General features: G+C 52.4%; 15 protein-coding genes and 1 pseudogene. 14 read left to right on the forward strand and 2 right to left on the reverse strand.

The genetic code is table 11. The annotated features are described in order from the left end of the window. Window positions 1-134: 134 nt before the first annotated feature. The 9 genes and pseudogenes from corC to HVZ39_RS17915 form a co-directional block, all read left to right on the forward strand. The gene (gene corC / locus HVZ39_RS17875) at window positions 135-1013 is read left to right on the forward strand and encodes a CNNM family magnesium/cobalt transport protein CorC (protein ID WP_005121418.1); all 879 of its coding nucleotides are present in this window, start codon (window positions 135-137) and stop codon (window positions 1011-1013) included. A 24-nt stretch (window positions 1014-1037) separates the two neighbouring features. Beyond that, window positions 1038-2576, forward strand: coding sequence for an apolipoprotein N-acyltransferase (gene lnt, locus HVZ39_RS17880; RefSeq protein ID WP_181632782.1), 1539 nt, complete (start codon window positions 1038-1040; stop codon window positions 2574-2576). 357 nt (window positions 2577-2933) lie between these two features. Further along, entirely contained in the window at window positions 2934-3842 is a 909-nt protein-coding gene (gene gltI, locus HVZ39_RS17885) for a glutamate/aspartate ABC transporter substrate-binding protein GltI (protein WP_016152242.1), read from the forward strand. A 288-nt stretch (window positions 3843-4130) separates the two neighbouring features. Continuing rightward, on the forward strand, window positions 4131-4871 hold the full coding sequence (gene gltJ / locus HVZ39_RS17890) for a glutamate/aspartate ABC transporter permease GltJ (protein WP_016152241.1): 741 nt from the start codon (window positions 4131-4133) through the stop codon (window positions 4869-4871). Then, a complete protein-coding gene (gene gltK, locus HVZ39_RS17895) occupies window positions 4871-5545 on the forward strand; it encodes a glutamate/aspartate ABC transporter permease GltK (RefSeq protein ID WP_003022757.1) in 675 nt (224 codons plus the stop codon). The genes gltJ and gltK overlap by 1 nt, the downstream gene beginning before the upstream one ends. Beyond that, window positions 5545-6270 carry a glutamate/aspartate ABC transporter ATP-binding protein GltL gene (gltL, locus tag HVZ39_RS17900; RefSeq protein WP_003022754.1) on the forward strand — a complete coding sequence of 242 codons (726 nt, stop codon included), beginning with the start codon at window positions 5545-5547 and terminating at the stop codon, window positions 6268-6270. The genes gltK and gltL overlap by 1 nt, the downstream gene beginning before the upstream one ends. 116 nt (window positions 6271-6386) lie before the next feature. Next, a complete protein-coding gene (gene rihA / locus HVZ39_RS17905; RefSeq protein ID WP_080858997.1) occupies window positions 6387-7322 on the forward strand; it encodes a pyrimidine-specific ribonucleoside hydrolase RihA in 936 nt (311 codons plus the stop codon). 171 nt (window positions 7323-7493) lie between these two features. After that, entirely contained in the window at window positions 7494-7910 is a 417-nt protein-coding gene (locus tag HVZ39_RS17910) for a hypothetical protein (RefSeq protein ID WP_181632783.1), read from the forward strand. 194 nt (window positions 7911-8104) lie between these two features. Beyond that, window positions 8105-8296 (forward strand): annotated as a pseudogene (locus tag HVZ39_RS17915) (type VI secretion system tube protein Hcp); the annotation flags it as partial. A gap of 49 nt (window positions 8297-8345) precedes the next feature. Here the strand turns inward: HVZ39_RS17915 and HVZ39_RS17920 are convergent. Further along, entirely contained in the window at window positions 8346-8828 is a 483-nt protein-coding gene (locus tag HVZ39_RS17920; protein WP_003022748.1) for a zinc ribbon-containing protein, read from the reverse strand. Window positions 8829-9063: 235 nt separating this feature from the next. Between HVZ39_RS17920 and leuS the strand changes: the two genes are divergently transcribed. The 4 genes from leuS to nadD are packed head-to-tail and all read left to right on the forward strand — an operon-like array spanning window position 9064 to window position 13928. After that, a complete protein-coding gene (gene leuS, locus HVZ39_RS17925) occupies window positions 9064-11646 on the forward strand; it encodes a leucine--tRNA ligase (protein WP_142417695.1) in 2583 nt (860 codons plus the stop codon). A 14-nt stretch (window positions 11647-11660) separates the two neighbouring features. Next, window positions 11661-12254, forward strand: coding sequence for an LPS assembly lipoprotein LptE (lptE, locus tag HVZ39_RS17930; protein WP_181546041.1), 594 nt, complete (start codon window positions 11661-11663; stop codon window positions 12252-12254). Next, window positions 12254-13285, forward strand: a complete 1032-nt coding sequence (holA, locus tag HVZ39_RS17935; protein WP_181632784.1) for a DNA polymerase III subunit delta — start codon at window positions 12254-12256, stop codon at window positions 13283-13285. The genes lptE and holA overlap by 1 nt, the downstream gene beginning before the upstream one ends. Before the next feature lies 1 nt (window position 13286). After that, window positions 13287-13928: a nicotinate-nucleotide adenylyltransferase gene (nadD, locus tag HVZ39_RS17940; protein ID WP_087121840.1), complete on the forward strand. Its 642-nt coding sequence runs from the start codon at window positions 13287-13289 to the stop codon at window positions 13926-13928. Here the strand turns inward: nadD and cobD are convergent. Beyond that, entirely contained in the window at window positions 13903-14997 is a 1095-nt protein-coding gene (gene cobD / locus HVZ39_RS17945; protein WP_181632785.1) for a threonine-phosphate decarboxylase CobD, read from the reverse strand. The genes nadD and cobD overlap by 26 nt on opposite strands. A gap of 96 nt (window positions 14998-15093) precedes the next feature. On the opposite strand from cobD, the gene HVZ39_RS17950 reads away from it, so the two are divergent. After that, window positions 15094-15705 (forward strand): adenosylcobalamin/alpha-ribazole phosphatase, encoded by a 612-nt coding sequence (locus HVZ39_RS17950; protein ID WP_046274589.1) that lies wholly within the window; start codon window positions 15094-15096, stop codon window positions 15703-15705. The last annotated feature ends 159 nt before the right edge of the window (window positions 15706-15864 follow it).

Raw genomic sequence — 15864 nt, forward strand, 5'->3', positions numbered from 1 at the left:
GGCGCAGCCGCCATCAGGTATTGCGCCTTATCCGGCTTACCTGGTTTGAAGTACGATGAAGAGACATGCCGTCAACAGCTGAATATACGCATGACGAGCTTTGTATTAACTAACATGAGAACCCATACGACGCCATGAGCGACGACAATTCACACAGTAGTGACACCTTAAACAGCAAAAAGGGATTTTTCTCCCTGTTACTGAGCCAACTTTTCCACGGTGAACCAAAAAACCGCGACGAACTGTTGGAGCTGATCCGTGATTCCGGGCAAAACGACCTTATCGATGAAGATACGCGCGATATGCTCGAAGGGGTGATGGATATTGCGGACCAACGCGTGCGCGACATCATGATCCCTCGCTCTCAGATGATTACCCTGAAACGCAACCAGACCCTGGACGAATGTCTCGATGTCATTATCGAGTCTGCCCACTCGCGTTTCCCGGTGATCAGCGAAGACAAAGATCACATTGAAGGGATTCTGATGGCCAAAGATCTGCTGCCGTTTATGCGCAGCGATGCCGAAGCCTTCAGCATGGAGAAAGTGTTACGCCAGGCGGTTGTCGTACCTGAAAGCAAGCGAGTTGACCGCATGCTGAAAGAGTTCCGCTCCCAGCGTTATCATATGGCTATCGTCATCGACGAATTCGGCGGTGTCTCAGGTCTGGTGACCATTGAGGACATCCTTGAACTGATCGTGGGTGAAATTGAAGATGAGTACGACGAAGAAGACGATATCGATTTCCGTCAGCTCAGTCGCCACACCTGGACCATTCGCGCTCTGGCGCCGATCGAAGACTTCAACGACGCTTTCGGTACCCATTTTAGCGACGAAGAAGTAGATACCATCGGCGGGCTGGTCATGCAGGCCTTTGGTCATCTGCCCGCGCGCGGGGAGACTATCGACATTGATGGTTACCAGTTCAAAGTGGCAATGGCCGACAGCCGTCGTATTATTCAGGTTCATGTCAGAATTCCGGACGACTCACCCCAGCCCAAACTGGACGAATAAACCCGAAACTGGATCTAAGACTACATGGCATTTGCCCCATTAATTGAACGCCAGCGCATTCGCCTGCTGCTGGCGTTATTATTCGGTGCCTGCGGGACGCTGGCTTTCTCTCCGTATGACATCTGGCCCGCTGCGATCGTTTCGCTGATGGGCCTGCAGGCTCTTACCTTCAATCGCCGTCCGCTCCAGTCTGCCGCAATCGGCTACTTTTGGGGATTGGGGCTGTTTGGCTCCGGCATCAACTGGGTTTACGTCAGCATCGCGCAGTTTGGCGGTATGCCGGGCCCCATTAATGTGTTCCTCGTGGTTCTTCTTGCCGCATACCTTTCCCTCTACACCGGCTTGTTTGCCGGCGTGTTGGCGCGTCTGTGGCCGAAAACCACCTGGATACGCGTGGCGATTGCCGCGCCGGTCGTCTGGCAAATAACCGAATTCCTGCGCGGCTGGGTACTGACCGGCTTCCCGTGGCTACAGTTCGGCTACAGTCAGATCGACGGTCCGTTAAAAGGGCTGGCTCCGGTGATGGGCGTTGAGGCGATTAACTTCCTGCTGATGGTGGTTAGCGGCCTGCTGGCGCTGGCGCTGGTGACGCGTAACTGGAAGCCGCTGATTGCCGCGCTATTGCTCTTTGCTCTGCCCTTTCCGCTGCGCTATATCCAGTGGTACACGCTTGAGCCGGAAAAAACCACTCAGGTCTCGATGGTGCAGGGTGACATTCCGCAGTCGCTCAAATGGGATGAAGGTCAGTTACTCAACACCCTGAAGATTTATCTCGACGCCACCCAGCCTGAGATGGGCAAATCACAGCTGATCATCTGGCCAGAATCCGCTATTCCGGACCTGGAAATTAATCAGCAGCGTTTTCTGGGCATGATGGATGGCCTGCTGAGATCGAAAAACAGCACGCTGATTACCGGTATCGTTGACGCGCGGCTGAACAAGCAGAATCGTTACGACACCTACAACACCATCATCACGCTGGGTAAAGACAGCCCGTACAGTTACGACTCCAGCAACCGCTACAACAAAAACCATCTGGTACCGTTTGGCGAGTTCGTCCCGCTGGAATCGATCCTGCGCCCGTTAGCGCCGTTCTTTGACCTGCCAATGTCGTCTTTCAGCCGTGGGCCTTATGTGCAGCCACAGCTGCATGCGCACGGCTTTAAGCTGACGGCTGCCATCTGCTATGAAATCATTCTTGGCGAACAGGTACGGGATAATTTCCGCCCGGATACGGACTACCTGCTGACGATTTCCAACGATGCCTGGTTTGGTAAATCCATCGGCCCGTGGCAGCACTTCCAGATGGCGCGTATGCGTTCCCTCGAGCTGGCGCGCCCTCTGCTGCGTAGCACCAACAACGGTATTACGGCGGTGATTGGTCCACAGGGTGAGATTCAGGCGATGATCCCGCAGTTTACCCGCCAGGTCCTGACCACCAGCGTGACGCCAACGTCGGGCTTAACCCCTTATGCCCGTACCGGTAACTGGCCGCTCTGGCTGCTTACCGCGCTGTTTGGCTTTGGTGCAGTGGTAATGAGCCTGCGCCAGCGTCGTAAGTAACCTTCCTTTCCTGGCCGGATAACGTTTCGCTTATCCGGCCCACAAAACATTTCCCGCTCCCCATTCTGGCACGTCTATTGCTTTGTTCTACAAGACAAATGCAGTTTTGGCTGAATGTGCAACCTGGTCGCACCAACGTTGAGCGCCGGTAGCACCTGAAAAGTGCAACAAGATATTTTTGCCCCCAAATGGTGCGGCGCACCTCGCAAAAATAAACAATAAAACAGCAAATTCTTTACATTCATCCAAACTAAATGTTAACAAACATATACAAGACTGCACGTTTTAGTAGCAAACAATAACAACATCACAATGGGTATCAATGCGTCCCTGGCGCAGACGATAAAGGAGTTGGATATGCAATTACGTAAGCTCGCCACTGCCATGCTGGTCATGGGAATGTCCGCCGGTCTGGCGCACGCAGAAGACGCAGCACCAGCGGCAGGCAGCACGCTGGACAAGATCGCCAAAAACGGCGTGATTGTGGTCGGCCACCGTGAATCATCGGTACCGTTTTCTTACTACGATAATCAACAAAAAGTGGTCGGTTATTCACAGGATTACTCCAACGCGATCGTTGAAGCCGTGAAGAAAAAGCTGAACAAGCCTGACCTGCAGGTGAAACTGATCCCGATTACTTCACAAAACCGTATCCCGCTGCTGCAAAACGGCACCTTCGACTTTGAATGTGGCTCCACCACCAACAACGTCGAGCGCCAAAAACAAGCGGCTTTCTCTGACACCATTTTCGTTGTTGGTACTCGTCTGCTGGCGAAAAAAGGCGGCGACGTCAAAGATTTCGCCGATCTGAAAGGTAAAGCCGTAGTCGTGACTTCGGGTACCACCTCAGAGGTGCTGCTGCACAAGCTGAATGAAGAGCAAAAAATGGATATGCGCATCATCAGCGCGAAAGACCACGGTGACTCTTTCCGTACTCTGGAAAGCGGCCGCGCCGTTGCCTTTATGATGGATGACGCCCTGCTGGCTGGCGAGCGCGCGAAGGCGAAGAAACCAGACAACTGGGAGATCGTCGGCAAGCCGCAGTCTCAGGAAGCTTACGGCTGCATGCTGCGTAAAGATGACCCTCAGTTCAAAAAGCTGATGGATGACACTATCGCCAAGGCGCAGACCTCAGGCGAAGCTGAGAAATGGTTTGATAAGTGGTTTAAAAATCCAATTCCACCGAAGAACCTGAACATGAATTTCGAACTGTCAGACGAGATGAAAGCCCTGTTCAAAGAACCGAATGATAAAGCGCTTAACTAATTAATTAGAAGAGTACACAAAACCTTTCAAGTTATATCGAGGCGGCAACTGAGCGAATTCCCGGGCGCTTACATGAGTAAGTAACCGGGATGAATAAAGGCAGCCAACAACGAGATATCTTGAAGGATGAAGTGTAATCAGGGAGGCTTCCCCTCCCTCTCGATTGCTACTCAGCACGGACAGACTATAAGCCTGATGGTCGTTCCCCATCAGGCCTGAAAACCGCAAAACGCTGAATAACAATCTTCGGGGGTAGCGCTGCTACCCTTTTTTTTCTGGAGTAGATTTATGTCTATAGACTGGAACTGGGGTATTTTTTTACAACAAGCCCCGTTCGGCAACACCACCTATCTCGGCTGGCTCTGGAGTGGTTTCCAGGTCACTGTCGCGTTATCTATCACCGCCTGGGTTATCGCTTTCCTCATCGGCTCTTTATTCGGCATCTTACGTACCGTACCAAATCGTTTCCTTTCCGGGATCGGCACGCTGTACGTCGAGCTGTTTCGTAACGTTCCGCTCATCGTCCAGTTTTTTACCTGGTATCTGGTCATTCCTGAACTGCTGCCGGAAAACATCGGGATGTGGTTTAAGTCAGAACTGGATCCCAACATTCAGTTCTTCCTCTCATCCATGCTTTGTCTGGGGCTGTTTACCGCTGCGCGCGTCTGCGAACAGGTTCGTGCCGCTATTCAGTCTCTGCCTCGCGGGCAGAAAAATGCCGCGCTGGCGATGGGACTGACGTTGCCGCAGGCCTACCGCTATGTTCTGCTGCCAAACGCTTACCGCGTGATTGTTCCGCCAATGACCTCAGAGATGATGAACCTGGTAAAGAACTCCGCGATCGCCTCCACTATCGGCCTGGTCGATATGGCTGCGCAAGCGGGTAAACTACTGGATTACTCCGCCCACGCATGGGAATCGTTTACGGCCATCACTCTGGCCTACGTACTGATTAACGCCGTCATCATGCTGGTGATGAATCTCGTCGAACGCAAAATCCGCCTGCCTGGCAATTTGGGAGGCAAATAATGTACGAATTTGACTGGAGTTCTATCGTCCCTTCCCTGCCGTATCTGCTGGATGGGCTGATCATCACGCTGAAAATCACCGTCACGGCAGTCGTCATTGGTATCGTCTGGGGGACCATCCTTGCAGTAATGCGTCTGTCCAGCTTCGCGCCAATTGCCTGGTTTGCGAAGGGCTACGTCAACGTATTCCGCTCCATTCCGCTGGTGATGGTGCTGCTGTGGTTCTACCTGATTGTGCCCGGCTTCCTGCAAAACGTGCTGGGTCTGTCGCCAAAAACCGATATTCGCCTGATCTCAGCGATGGTCGCATTTTCGATGTTTGAAGCCGCGTACTATTCCGAGATTATCCGCGCCGGTATCCAGAGTATTTCTCGCGGGCAGTCCAGTGCCGCGCTGGCGCTGGGGATGACCCATTGGCAGTCGATGAAACTCATCATTCTGCCGCAGGCATTCCGCGCGATGGTGCCGCTGCTGCTTACCCAGGGCATCGTACTCTTCCAGGATACCTCGCTGGTCTATGTATTGAGTCTGGCAGACTTCTTCCGTACCGCCTCCACCATTGGCGAGCGTGACGGCACGCAGGTTGAAATGATCCTGTTTGCTGGCGCCGTTTATTTTGTATTCAGTCTGAGCGCATCGTTGTTGGTCAGCTATTTGAAGAAAAGGACAGTTTAATGATTACCCTGAAAAATGTTTCTAAATGGTATGGTCACTTTCAGGTGCTGACCGACTGCTCCACGGAAGTGAAAAAAGGTGAAGTGGTGGTGGTCTGCGGCCCGTCAGGTTCAGGTAAATCAACACTTATCAAAACGGTGAACGGGCTGGAGCCGGTACAACAGGGCGTCATCACCGTTGATGGTACCGTGGTGAATGATAAAAAGACCGATCTGGCCAAACTGCGCTCCCGCGTTGGCATGGTGTTCCAGCACTTTGAACTGTTCCCGCATCTGTCGATTATTGAGAACCTGACTCTGGCGCAGGTAAAAGTGCTTAAACGCGATAAAAAGCCTGCCCGCGACAAAGCGCAAAAGTTACTGGAACGCGTTGGTCTGTCAGCGCATGCCGAGAAGTTTCCAGCTCAGCTCTCCGGGGGCCAGCAACAGCGTGTCGCCATCGCCCGGGCGCTGTGCATGGATCCTATCGCTATGCTGTTTGACGAACCGACGTCAGCACTCGACCCAGAAATGATCAACGAAGTACTGGACGTCATGGTTGAACTGGCCAATGAAGGGATGACCATGATGGTAGTTACCCACGAAATGGGCTTTGCGCGTAAAGTGGCGAACCGGGTGATCTTCATGGATGAAGGGAAGATTGTTGAAGACTCACCGAAAGAAGAGTTCTTCGCTAATCCAAAATCTGACCGTGCCAAAGACTTCCTCGCGAAAATCCTGCACTAATCTTGCTGGCGCGCACCTCCATGTGCGCGCCACCTCACGATTTATCTCTTCACTTCTCGAAACAGGCACAGCCCAGCGTTAACCTTGTCACAAAGTCCCACTTACAAGGAGCAACAATGGCACTTCCTATCCTGTTTGATTGCGATCCAGGTCATGACGACGCTATCGCAATTGTTCTCGCCCTCGCTTCACCTGAACTGGATGTGAAAGCGATAACCTCCTCTGCCGGTAACCAGACCCCCGACAAAACACTGCGTAACGTATTGCGTATGTTAACGTTGCTCAACCGTACGGATATCCCAGTGGCTGGTGGCGCAGTCAAACCGCTGATGCGCGACCTGATAATTGCCGATAACGTCCACGGTGAGAGCGGGCTTGATGGCCCGGCGCTGCCTGAACCCGCTTTTGCTCCACAGGACTGCACCGCCGTGGAATTGATGGCGAAAATCCTGCGTAACAGTCAGGAACCGGTGACGATTGTCTCCACCGGGCCGCAAACTAACGTGGCATTGCTACTGAATAGCCATCCTGAACTGCACCCCAAAATCGCCCGTATCGTGATCATGGGTGGTGCAATGGGCCTCGGAAACTGGACGCCCGCCGCTGAGTTCAACATCTTCGTGGATCCAGAAGCCGCTGAAATCGTGTTCCAGTCGGGCATTCCGGTGGTGATGGCTGGACTGGATGTCACGCATAAAGCACAAATACATCGTGAAGATACCGAACGGTTCCGCGCTATCGGCAATCCCATTTCGACAATCGTTGCTGAACTACTCGACTTCTTCTTTGAATATCACAAAGATGAAAAATGGGGATTCATTGGCGCGCCGTTGCACGATCCATGCACCATTGCCTGGCTGCTGAAACCTGAACTGTTTACCACCGTTGAACGCTGGGTTGGTGTGGAAACTCAGGGCAAATACACCCAGGGAATGACCGTGGTTGACTACTACTTCCTGAGCGGCAATAAGCCAAACGCCACCGTAATGGTGGACGTGGATCGCGAAGGTTTTGTCGATCTGCTGGCAGAACGGTTGAAGTTTTACGCCTGAAATTTATCATTGAGTAAGATCGCTATGTTGAATCATAGCGATTTTACTGTTAGCTAATAGCGAACGTGAATACTGCGTTACTTCATTAATTTGTCAGGTAATACTGAATAAACCCCCCAGCAGATTAATGTATCATGCAGCACCCGGCACAACAAATCAGATGAACATTGAATGAATGCTTCAGATTATCTCAGGGTAAGGTTTCAGAATGACAGGCAGTTATCCATATATATTGAGAATGGATTCACAAATACGATGTACACGGTTTACTGTAGCCTCAGCTATGGCGGAAGCTATTGCACAGTCAGAGTTCTGTCAAAAGCCGTTGCGCGAAAACTGGCTGGTAAAATGCCAGTTGGCGTTTATATTCTGCAGGTCTATGGGTTTCAGCAAAAAGCAGCTATGGCAGCCCGGGCACTGAAAGCAATAGATCCAAGTTATTATTGGATTCTTTACCAAGCAAAGCTGGAGATGCTCTATTACTTCGTTGAGCCAGCTCTTTCAGAAATAATTCAGAAAGTTCATGATGGTGTCTATTCTAACCTCGATCAGCTTGCCGACGAAATCATGGAAAGATTCGATGTTTAAGAGTCTAATATCAGTTGTACTATATAACCTTGTACTCCCAGCAATCTTGATAGTTTTTGCCGTGCTCTGGTTATATTTATTTCCTGAATACTGGTGGGAGTTAATGCTCATCAGTATTATTGCTATTTTTTGGTTTTATCCGTTCATTACAGAAAAATTCGAAAAATTCAAATGACCCAATATTATAAATTTATATGGAAAAGGAGTATTTTAATATCATTCTAAACAATGTGAAAATCACATCCATTACCGCAGATCTTTATCCTGGAGCTTCAACCGGGACACATCTTGAAACCATTCTGCTACGCTATGAAAGCATCACATGGAAGCATTGCGATGGAAATATCATCTATACGGATGCCTGGAATCAACGCGTTGTGGCGTAACACATTCGCAATCCCTCACAGAGCCGCGTTAGCGGCTCTCAGGTGAAAATCACGGCTCAAACGGTCGACGCTGGAACTGATCGTGTCCGCATTTCGGGCATAGCGGCAGCACATCAGGAGTGTACACCGCTAAATGGAAGTGGCACTTCTCGCACACCAGATTGCCCAACCCGACAACCTCGCCGCTGTGATAAACCCCGTGATGGCTGAGGTCCTGGAACACTTCGCGCCATTCAAGCTGCGTTTTATCGGTAATATCGGCCAGTTCCTGCCAGATACTCTCTTTGATAACCCGCATAAAGACGCTGTCGGTCTCCTCATCGAGGCTTTCTTCATAGCTCAGAGCAAACTCTTCCAGATCGCGTCTGACGGCCCGGGTGAGCTCTTCCACCTCGGTGCGCGTTAACTCCCCGGTCTGCATAACGCGCTGACGCGCCTGTTCCACCAACGCATCAATATCGCGTTCGCCATTACGCAGGCGTTCACTCAGTGAAGCCACTAGTTCACGGTAATATTGAGCAACCTTGTTCATCGCTTCGCCTCCTGGGTCGTTAACTGTCTATAATAATAGACGTTATTTACGCTACGCTTTGCAAGACTGTCCACAGACTGTGTAAATTCGTGCAAGAATTATCCTTACGGGAATTCAACGTTGAATGCGCGAAAGGCTGTTTTGGCGCGGGCGTTTGGGCTATGCTATGCGGATCTAAAACACCACATCTAGAGCTACGTTTGTAGCTGTATTGAAAACAGGACCACTGGCTGCCATGCAAGAGCAATACCGCCCGGAAGAGATAGAATCCAAAGTACAGCTTCACTGGGATGAGAAGCGCACATTTGAAGTTACCGAAGACGAGAGCAAAGAGAAGTATTACTGCCTGTCTATGCTTCCCTATCCTTCTGGTCGACTACACATGGGCCACGTACGTAACTACACCATCGGTGACGTGATCGCTCGCTATCAGCGTATGCTGGGCAAAAACGTACTTCAGCCAATTGGCTGGGATGCGTTCGGCCTGCCTGCCGAAGGCGCTGCGGTTAAAAACAACACCGCCCCGGCACCGTGGACGTATGACAACATCGCATACATGAAAAACCAGCTCAAAATGCTGGGTTTCGGTTACGACTGGAGCCGTGAGCTGGCAACCTGCACCCCGGAATACTACCGCTGGGAACAGAAGTTCTTCACCGAGCTGTACAAAAAAGGGCTGGTGTACAAGAAAACGTCTGCCGTTAACTGGTGCCCGAACGACCAGACCGTACTGGCGAACGAACAGGTTATCGACGGCTGCTGCTGGCGTTGCGACACCAAAGTTGAGCGTAAAGAGATCCCGCAGTGGTTCATCAAAATCACCGCTTACGCTGACGAACTGTTGCGCGACCTAGATAATCTGGATCACTGGCCTGACACCGTGAAAACGATGCAGCGCAACTGGATTGGCCGCTCTGAAGGCGTGGAAATCACCTTCGATGTGAACGATTACGACAACACGCTGACCGTCTACACCACACGCCCGGACACCTTTATGGGTGCGACCTACCTGGCCGTTGCTGCAGGTCATCCGCTGGCGCAGAAAGCCGCTGAAAATAACCCAGAACTGGCTGCCTTCATTGACGAATGCCGCAACACCAAGGTTGCTGAAGCCGAAATGGCGACCATGGAGAAGAAAGGCGTCGACACTGGTTTCAAAGCCGTTCACCCGCTGACTGGCGAAGAGATCCCGGTTTGGGCGGCAAACTTCGTGCTGATGGAATACGGTACAGGCGCAGTTATGGCCGTTCCGGGTCACGATCAGCGCGATTACGAATTTGCGACCAAATATGGCCTGACCATCAAGCCGGTAATTCTGACCGCTGAAGGCGCAGAGCCGGATCTGTCTGAACAAGCGCTGACTGAAAAAGGCGTGCTGTTTAACTCCGGTGAGTTTGACGGCCTCGACTTCGAAGCGGCCTTCAACGCTATTGCTGACAAGCTGGTAGCTAAAGGCGTGGGTGAGCGTAAAGTTAACTATCGTCTGCGTGACTGGGGTGTTTCCCGTCAGCGTTACTGGGGCGCGCCGATTCCGATGGTGACGCTGGAAGACGGTACCGTCCTGCCAACGCCAGAAGACCAACTGCCGGTTATTTTGCCGGAAGACGTAGTCATGGACGGCATTACCAGCCCAATCAAAGCCGATCCAGAGTGGGCGAAAACCACCGTTAACGGTATGCCTGCGCTGCGTGAAACTGACACCTTCGATACCTTTATGGAGTCGTCCTGGTACTACGCGCGCTACACCTGCCCGCAGTATCAGGAAGGTATGCTGGATTCCGACGCGGCGAACTACTGGCTGCCAGTTGATATCTACATTGGCGGTATTGAACACGCCATCATGCACCTGCTCTACTTCCGCTTCTTCCACAAACTGATGCGCGACGCAGGCATGGTCAACTCTGATGAACCAGCTAAACAGCTGCTGTGTCAGGGGATGGTTCTGGCCGATGCGTTCTACTACGTTGGCACCAACGGCGAACGTAACTGGGTTTCTCCGGTTGATGCCATCGTTGAGCGTGACGAAAAAGGTCGTATCGTTAAGGCTAAGGACGCAGAAGGCCATGAACTGGTGTATACCGGCATGAGCAAGATGTCCAAGTCGAAAAATAACGGTATCGACCCGCAGGTCATGGTTGAACGCTACGGCGCCGACACCGTACGTCTGTTCATGATGTTCGCTTCTCCGGCTGATATGACGCTGGAATGGCAGGAATCCGGCGTTGAAGGGGCGAACCGCTTCCTGAAACGTGTCTGGAAACTGGTTTACGAACATACGTCCCAGGGAGATGTTGCTGCCCTGAACGTTGATGTGTTGAGCGAAGATCAAAAAGCGCTGCGTCGCGACGTACATAAAACCATTGCTAAAGTCACCGATGATATCGGTCGTCGTCAGACCTTTAACACCGCGATTGCGGCGATTATGGAGCTGATGAACAAGCTGGCGAAAGCACCGCAGGCAGACGAGCAGGACAGAGCCCTGATGCAGGAAGCATTGCTGGCTGTTGTACGCATGCTTAACCCGTTCACCCCACACGTTTGCTTCACCCTGTGGCAGGCGCTGAAAGGCGAAGGCGATATCGACAACGCGCCGTGGCCGGTGGCGGACGAAGCAGCAATGGTTGAAGACTCAACGCTGGTTGTGGTTCAGGTAAACGGCAAAGTACGTGGCAAAATCACCGTTCCGGTAAACGCCACTGAAGAGCAGGTTCGTGAACGTGCTGGCCAGGAGCATCTGGTGGCAAAATATCTTGATGGCGTTACCGTACGTAAAGTGATTTATGTACCGGGTAAACTCCTCAATCTGGTCGTTGGCTAAGCGCGGGAGGAAGCGTGCGACTTCTGACAACATTGTTGTTATCGCTGGCGGTGCTTGTCACCGCCGGGTGTGGTTGGCATCTGCGTAACACTACGCAGGTTCCACCCTCAATGAAAACCATGATCCTGAACTCTGGCGATCCAAACGGCCCGTTAAGCCGCGCGGTGCGTAATCAGCTGCGTCTGAACGGTGTTACGCTGCTTGAAGACGGTACCATGCGTAAAGATGTGACGTCCTTACGTCTGGGTGCGGTCAGCATTTCGCAGGATACGGCATCGGTATTCCAGAACGGTCAAACGGCTGAATACCAGATGGTGATGTCCGTAAGGGCTACTGTGCTGATTCCAGGTCATGATATTTACCCAATCAGCGCCAAAGTTTATCGTTCGTTCTTTGACAACCCACAGGCTGCACTGGCGAAGGATAACGAGCAGGACATGATCATAAAAGAGATGTATGACAAAGCGGCTGAACAGTTGATTCGTAAGTTGCCAAGCGTACATCTGGCCGATACTCAGTCATCCAATGCTGATGCTGAGCCTGCGGTGAATAAAACCGCAGCGCCTGCGTCATCCCCGGCGCGTGTCTCCACCACGCTGGGTAACTGATGCTCAAGTTGTACCCTGAACAACTCCGCGCACAGCTCAATGAAGGGCTGCGCGCGGCGTATTTACTCTTGGGCAACGATCCCCTCTTATTGCAGGAAAGCCAGGATGCCATCCGTCAGGCTGCCGCAACGCAAGGATTCGAAGAACACCACGCCTTCACTCTGGACAACAGCACCGACTGGGGAGAGATATTTTCACTCTGCCAGGCGATGAGCCTGTTTGCCAGCCATCAAACCCTGCTTCTGCAGTTGCCTGAAAATGGCCCAAATGCCGCCATTAATGAACAGCTCGCGTCACTCGTCACTCTGTTACATGACGATCTGCTACTGATGGTTCGCGGCAACAAACTCACCAGGGCACAGGAAAACGCCGCATGGTATACCAAACTTGCCAATAATGCGGTGCAGGTAAGCTGCCAGACGCCGGAACAAGCACAGCTTCCTCGTTGGGTTGCCGCCAGGGCGAAACTTAACAACCTGCAACTGGATGACGCGGCCAATCAGCTTTTGTGCTATTGCTATGAAGGTAATTTGTTAGCACTGGCGCAAGCGCTGGAACGATTAGCGTTGCTTTGGCCTGACGGCAAACTAACGCTGCCTCGCGTAGAGAAAGCGGTTAACGATGCCGCGCACTTTACCCCATTCCACTGGGTAGACGCGCTGCTGATGGGCAAAAGCAAACGCGCGCTGCACATTCTGCAGCAGCTACGCCTGGAAGGTAGCGAGCCGGTTATTTTGCTGCGTACGATACAGCGTGAGTTGCTGTTGCTGGTTAACTTAAAACGGCAGTCGGCCCATACGCCTTTGCGCACGTTGTTTGACAAACACCGGGTGTGGCAAAATCGCCGGGGCATGATGGGAGATGCGCTAAACCGGCTGAACCCGGCGCAACTGCGTCAGGCTGTTACGCTTTTAACGCGTACGGAAATTACGCTTAAACAAGACTATGGTCAGTCAGTGTGGGCGGAACTTGAGGGGCTTTCCCTTTTGCTCTGTCATAAATCGCTGGCCGATGTTTTTATTGATGGTTGATATGAAATCATTGCAGGCTCTGTTCGGTGGCACCTTTGATCCGGTGCATTACGGTCATCTTAAACCGGTTGAAATTCTGGCGAATCTGATTGGCCTTTCCCGGGTCATCATCATGCCCAATAACGTGCCGCCACATCGTGCGCAGCCCGAAGCGTCCGGTGAGCAACGTAAGCGTATGGTTGAACTGGCCATTGCTGATAAGCCGCTGTTTTCCCTGGATGAACGCGAGCTGAAACGCGATACCGCCTCCTACACCGCGCAAACGCTAAAAGAGTGGCGCGAGGAGCAAGGCCCGAACGTGCCATTAGCGTTTATCATTGGTCAGGATTCGCTGCTTACCTTCCCTTCCTGGCATGACTACCACACGATTCTGGGTAATACCCACCTCATCGTGTGCCGACGTCCGGGCTATCCACTCGAAATGGCGCAGGAAAAACACCAGCAATGGCTGGAGGATCATCTGACCCATTCAGCAGATGACCTGCACAACCTGCCTTGCGGGAAAATTTACCTGGCCGAAACGCCGTGGTTTAACATCTCTGCCACGCTCATCCGTGAGCGCCTGGAAAAGGGCGAGCCGTGCGACGACCTGATGCCAGACGCGGTGCTTGACTATATCAATCAACAGGGACTGTACCGCTAAGCGCCTTGCGTAAGGCCGTCAGCAGGCGGTTATTCTCTTCCTGGCTGCGAACGGCTACCCGATAATAGCGCGCATCCAGCCCCGGATAATTGGCGCAACTGCGAATCAAGACATGCTGTTTCAGCAACGCAAGTTGCAGATCAATATCCGCACGATCGCAGCGTAATAAACGATAATTTGCCCGGCCGGGATACGCCGTCAGGCCGGGCAGATCTTGCAGTTGTTGATCAAACCGCTCCCCCTCTTGTTCCAGCCATTTCCACGTCGCCCGCTGATACGCGCTATCGCGTAAGATAATCTCGCCTGCCAGGGCAGCAAACGCATTAATTGACCACGGCATTTGTTGGCTGCGCATCTGTGCAACCGCCTGTTCGTTACTGTTGACCAGATACCCCAGACGCAGTCCCGGGATCGCATAGAACTTGGTGAGCGAACGTAGCACCCAAATATGCGGGTTCTCGTGCAGTAACGGGATAAACCCCGACTCCTTGGCAATAAAATCGATAAACGCTTCATCAAGGATCAGGGCGATCCCCAGCGACTCGCAACGCGTGGCAATTTCACGCAGCAGGCGGGTTTCGGGCAACAACCCGGTGGGATTATTGGGCGTACAGAGAAACAGGCAGTCCAGCTCAGGCGTTAACGCATCGAGGATCGCATCGGTAAGCTGCCAGCCATCGTCTTCGCACAGCGCAAACTCATGGATCGTACACTCTCCCCATTGCAGCGCCCGACGATATTCCGCAAACCCGGGCGTCACGATCATCGCGTGGCGTGGCTTCAGGCCATGCACTAGGGTAAAAATGGATTCGGTTTCACCGTTCCCGGCCAGGATCCACGAGGACGGAATTTGATGATGCTCCGCCAGCGCGGCATGCAGTTGCGCGTAATCGACATCCGGGTAACGCTCCGTGCAGTCCAGATTGTCGATAATCGCCCGTTTTAAACTTACCGGCATACCCAGCGGGTTAATATTCGCGCTAAAATCCAGCAACTGCTCAGGCAAGATGCCCAACAATTCGGCGGCTTCTCGGGTGTTACCGCCATGTGCGCTCTTCAATAATGACATCGTGCCGCTCCACGTAAAAAAGGGTATTTTAGTGAAAAATCACTGCGCAATCAGGGCAAACATCATATTTTGTGCGAATAGCCTCACGAGGAAAACATGAGACTCTGGTTAGTACGTCATGGCGAAACCGAAGCCAATGTCGCTGGTTTATATAGCGGCCACGCCCCCACACCGCTAACGGAACGGGGGATCGCTCAGGCGCAAACGCTGGGTACGCTGTTACGCAATGTCCCTGTCGACAACGTTCTGTGCAGCGAACTGGAACGCGCCCGCCATACAACGCAGTTGATTCTGGCGGAACGTGAAGTTCCTGTGCGCAACATGCCTGAGCTTAATGAGATGTTTTTTGGTGACTGGGAAATGCGTCACCATCGCGATCTGGCGCGCGAAGACGCCGAAAATTACGCCGTGTGGTGTAACGACTGGCAGAATGCGACGCCCACCAATGGCGAAGGTTTTCAGGCGTTTTCCCAGCGAGTGGAACGTTTCATTGCCCAGCTTGCTGATTATAAAGCGTGCCAAAATCTGCTGGTGGTGAGTCATCAAGGCGTGCTGAGCGTGTTGATCGCCCGTCTGCTGTCCATGCCCGCTGCGGCAATGTGGCATTTCCGCGTCGAACAAGGCTGCTGGAGCGCAATTGATTTTTGTGACGATTTTGCGGTTCTGAAAGTGCTTAACAGCCGGGCCGTATGGCGCGACGGGGAGTGAAAGCGCTGTTTTTTATGCCGAAGGGCCTCTCTCCCATTGACACCCCATGACAGGCTGTTATTCTCCGCAGCCTGACTTTTCCCGCCCTTCAGAGCTTTGCAGAAATTGTTTTACAAAAATGGCGATGCATTCTGTGGCGTGGGGTGGGATGATAGCGCA

Source organism: Citrobacter sp. RHB35-C21 (assembly GCF_013816515.1).
Taxonomy (GTDB): domain Bacteria; phylum Pseudomonadota; class Gammaproteobacteria; order Enterobacterales; family Enterobacteriaceae; genus Citrobacter; species Citrobacter braakii.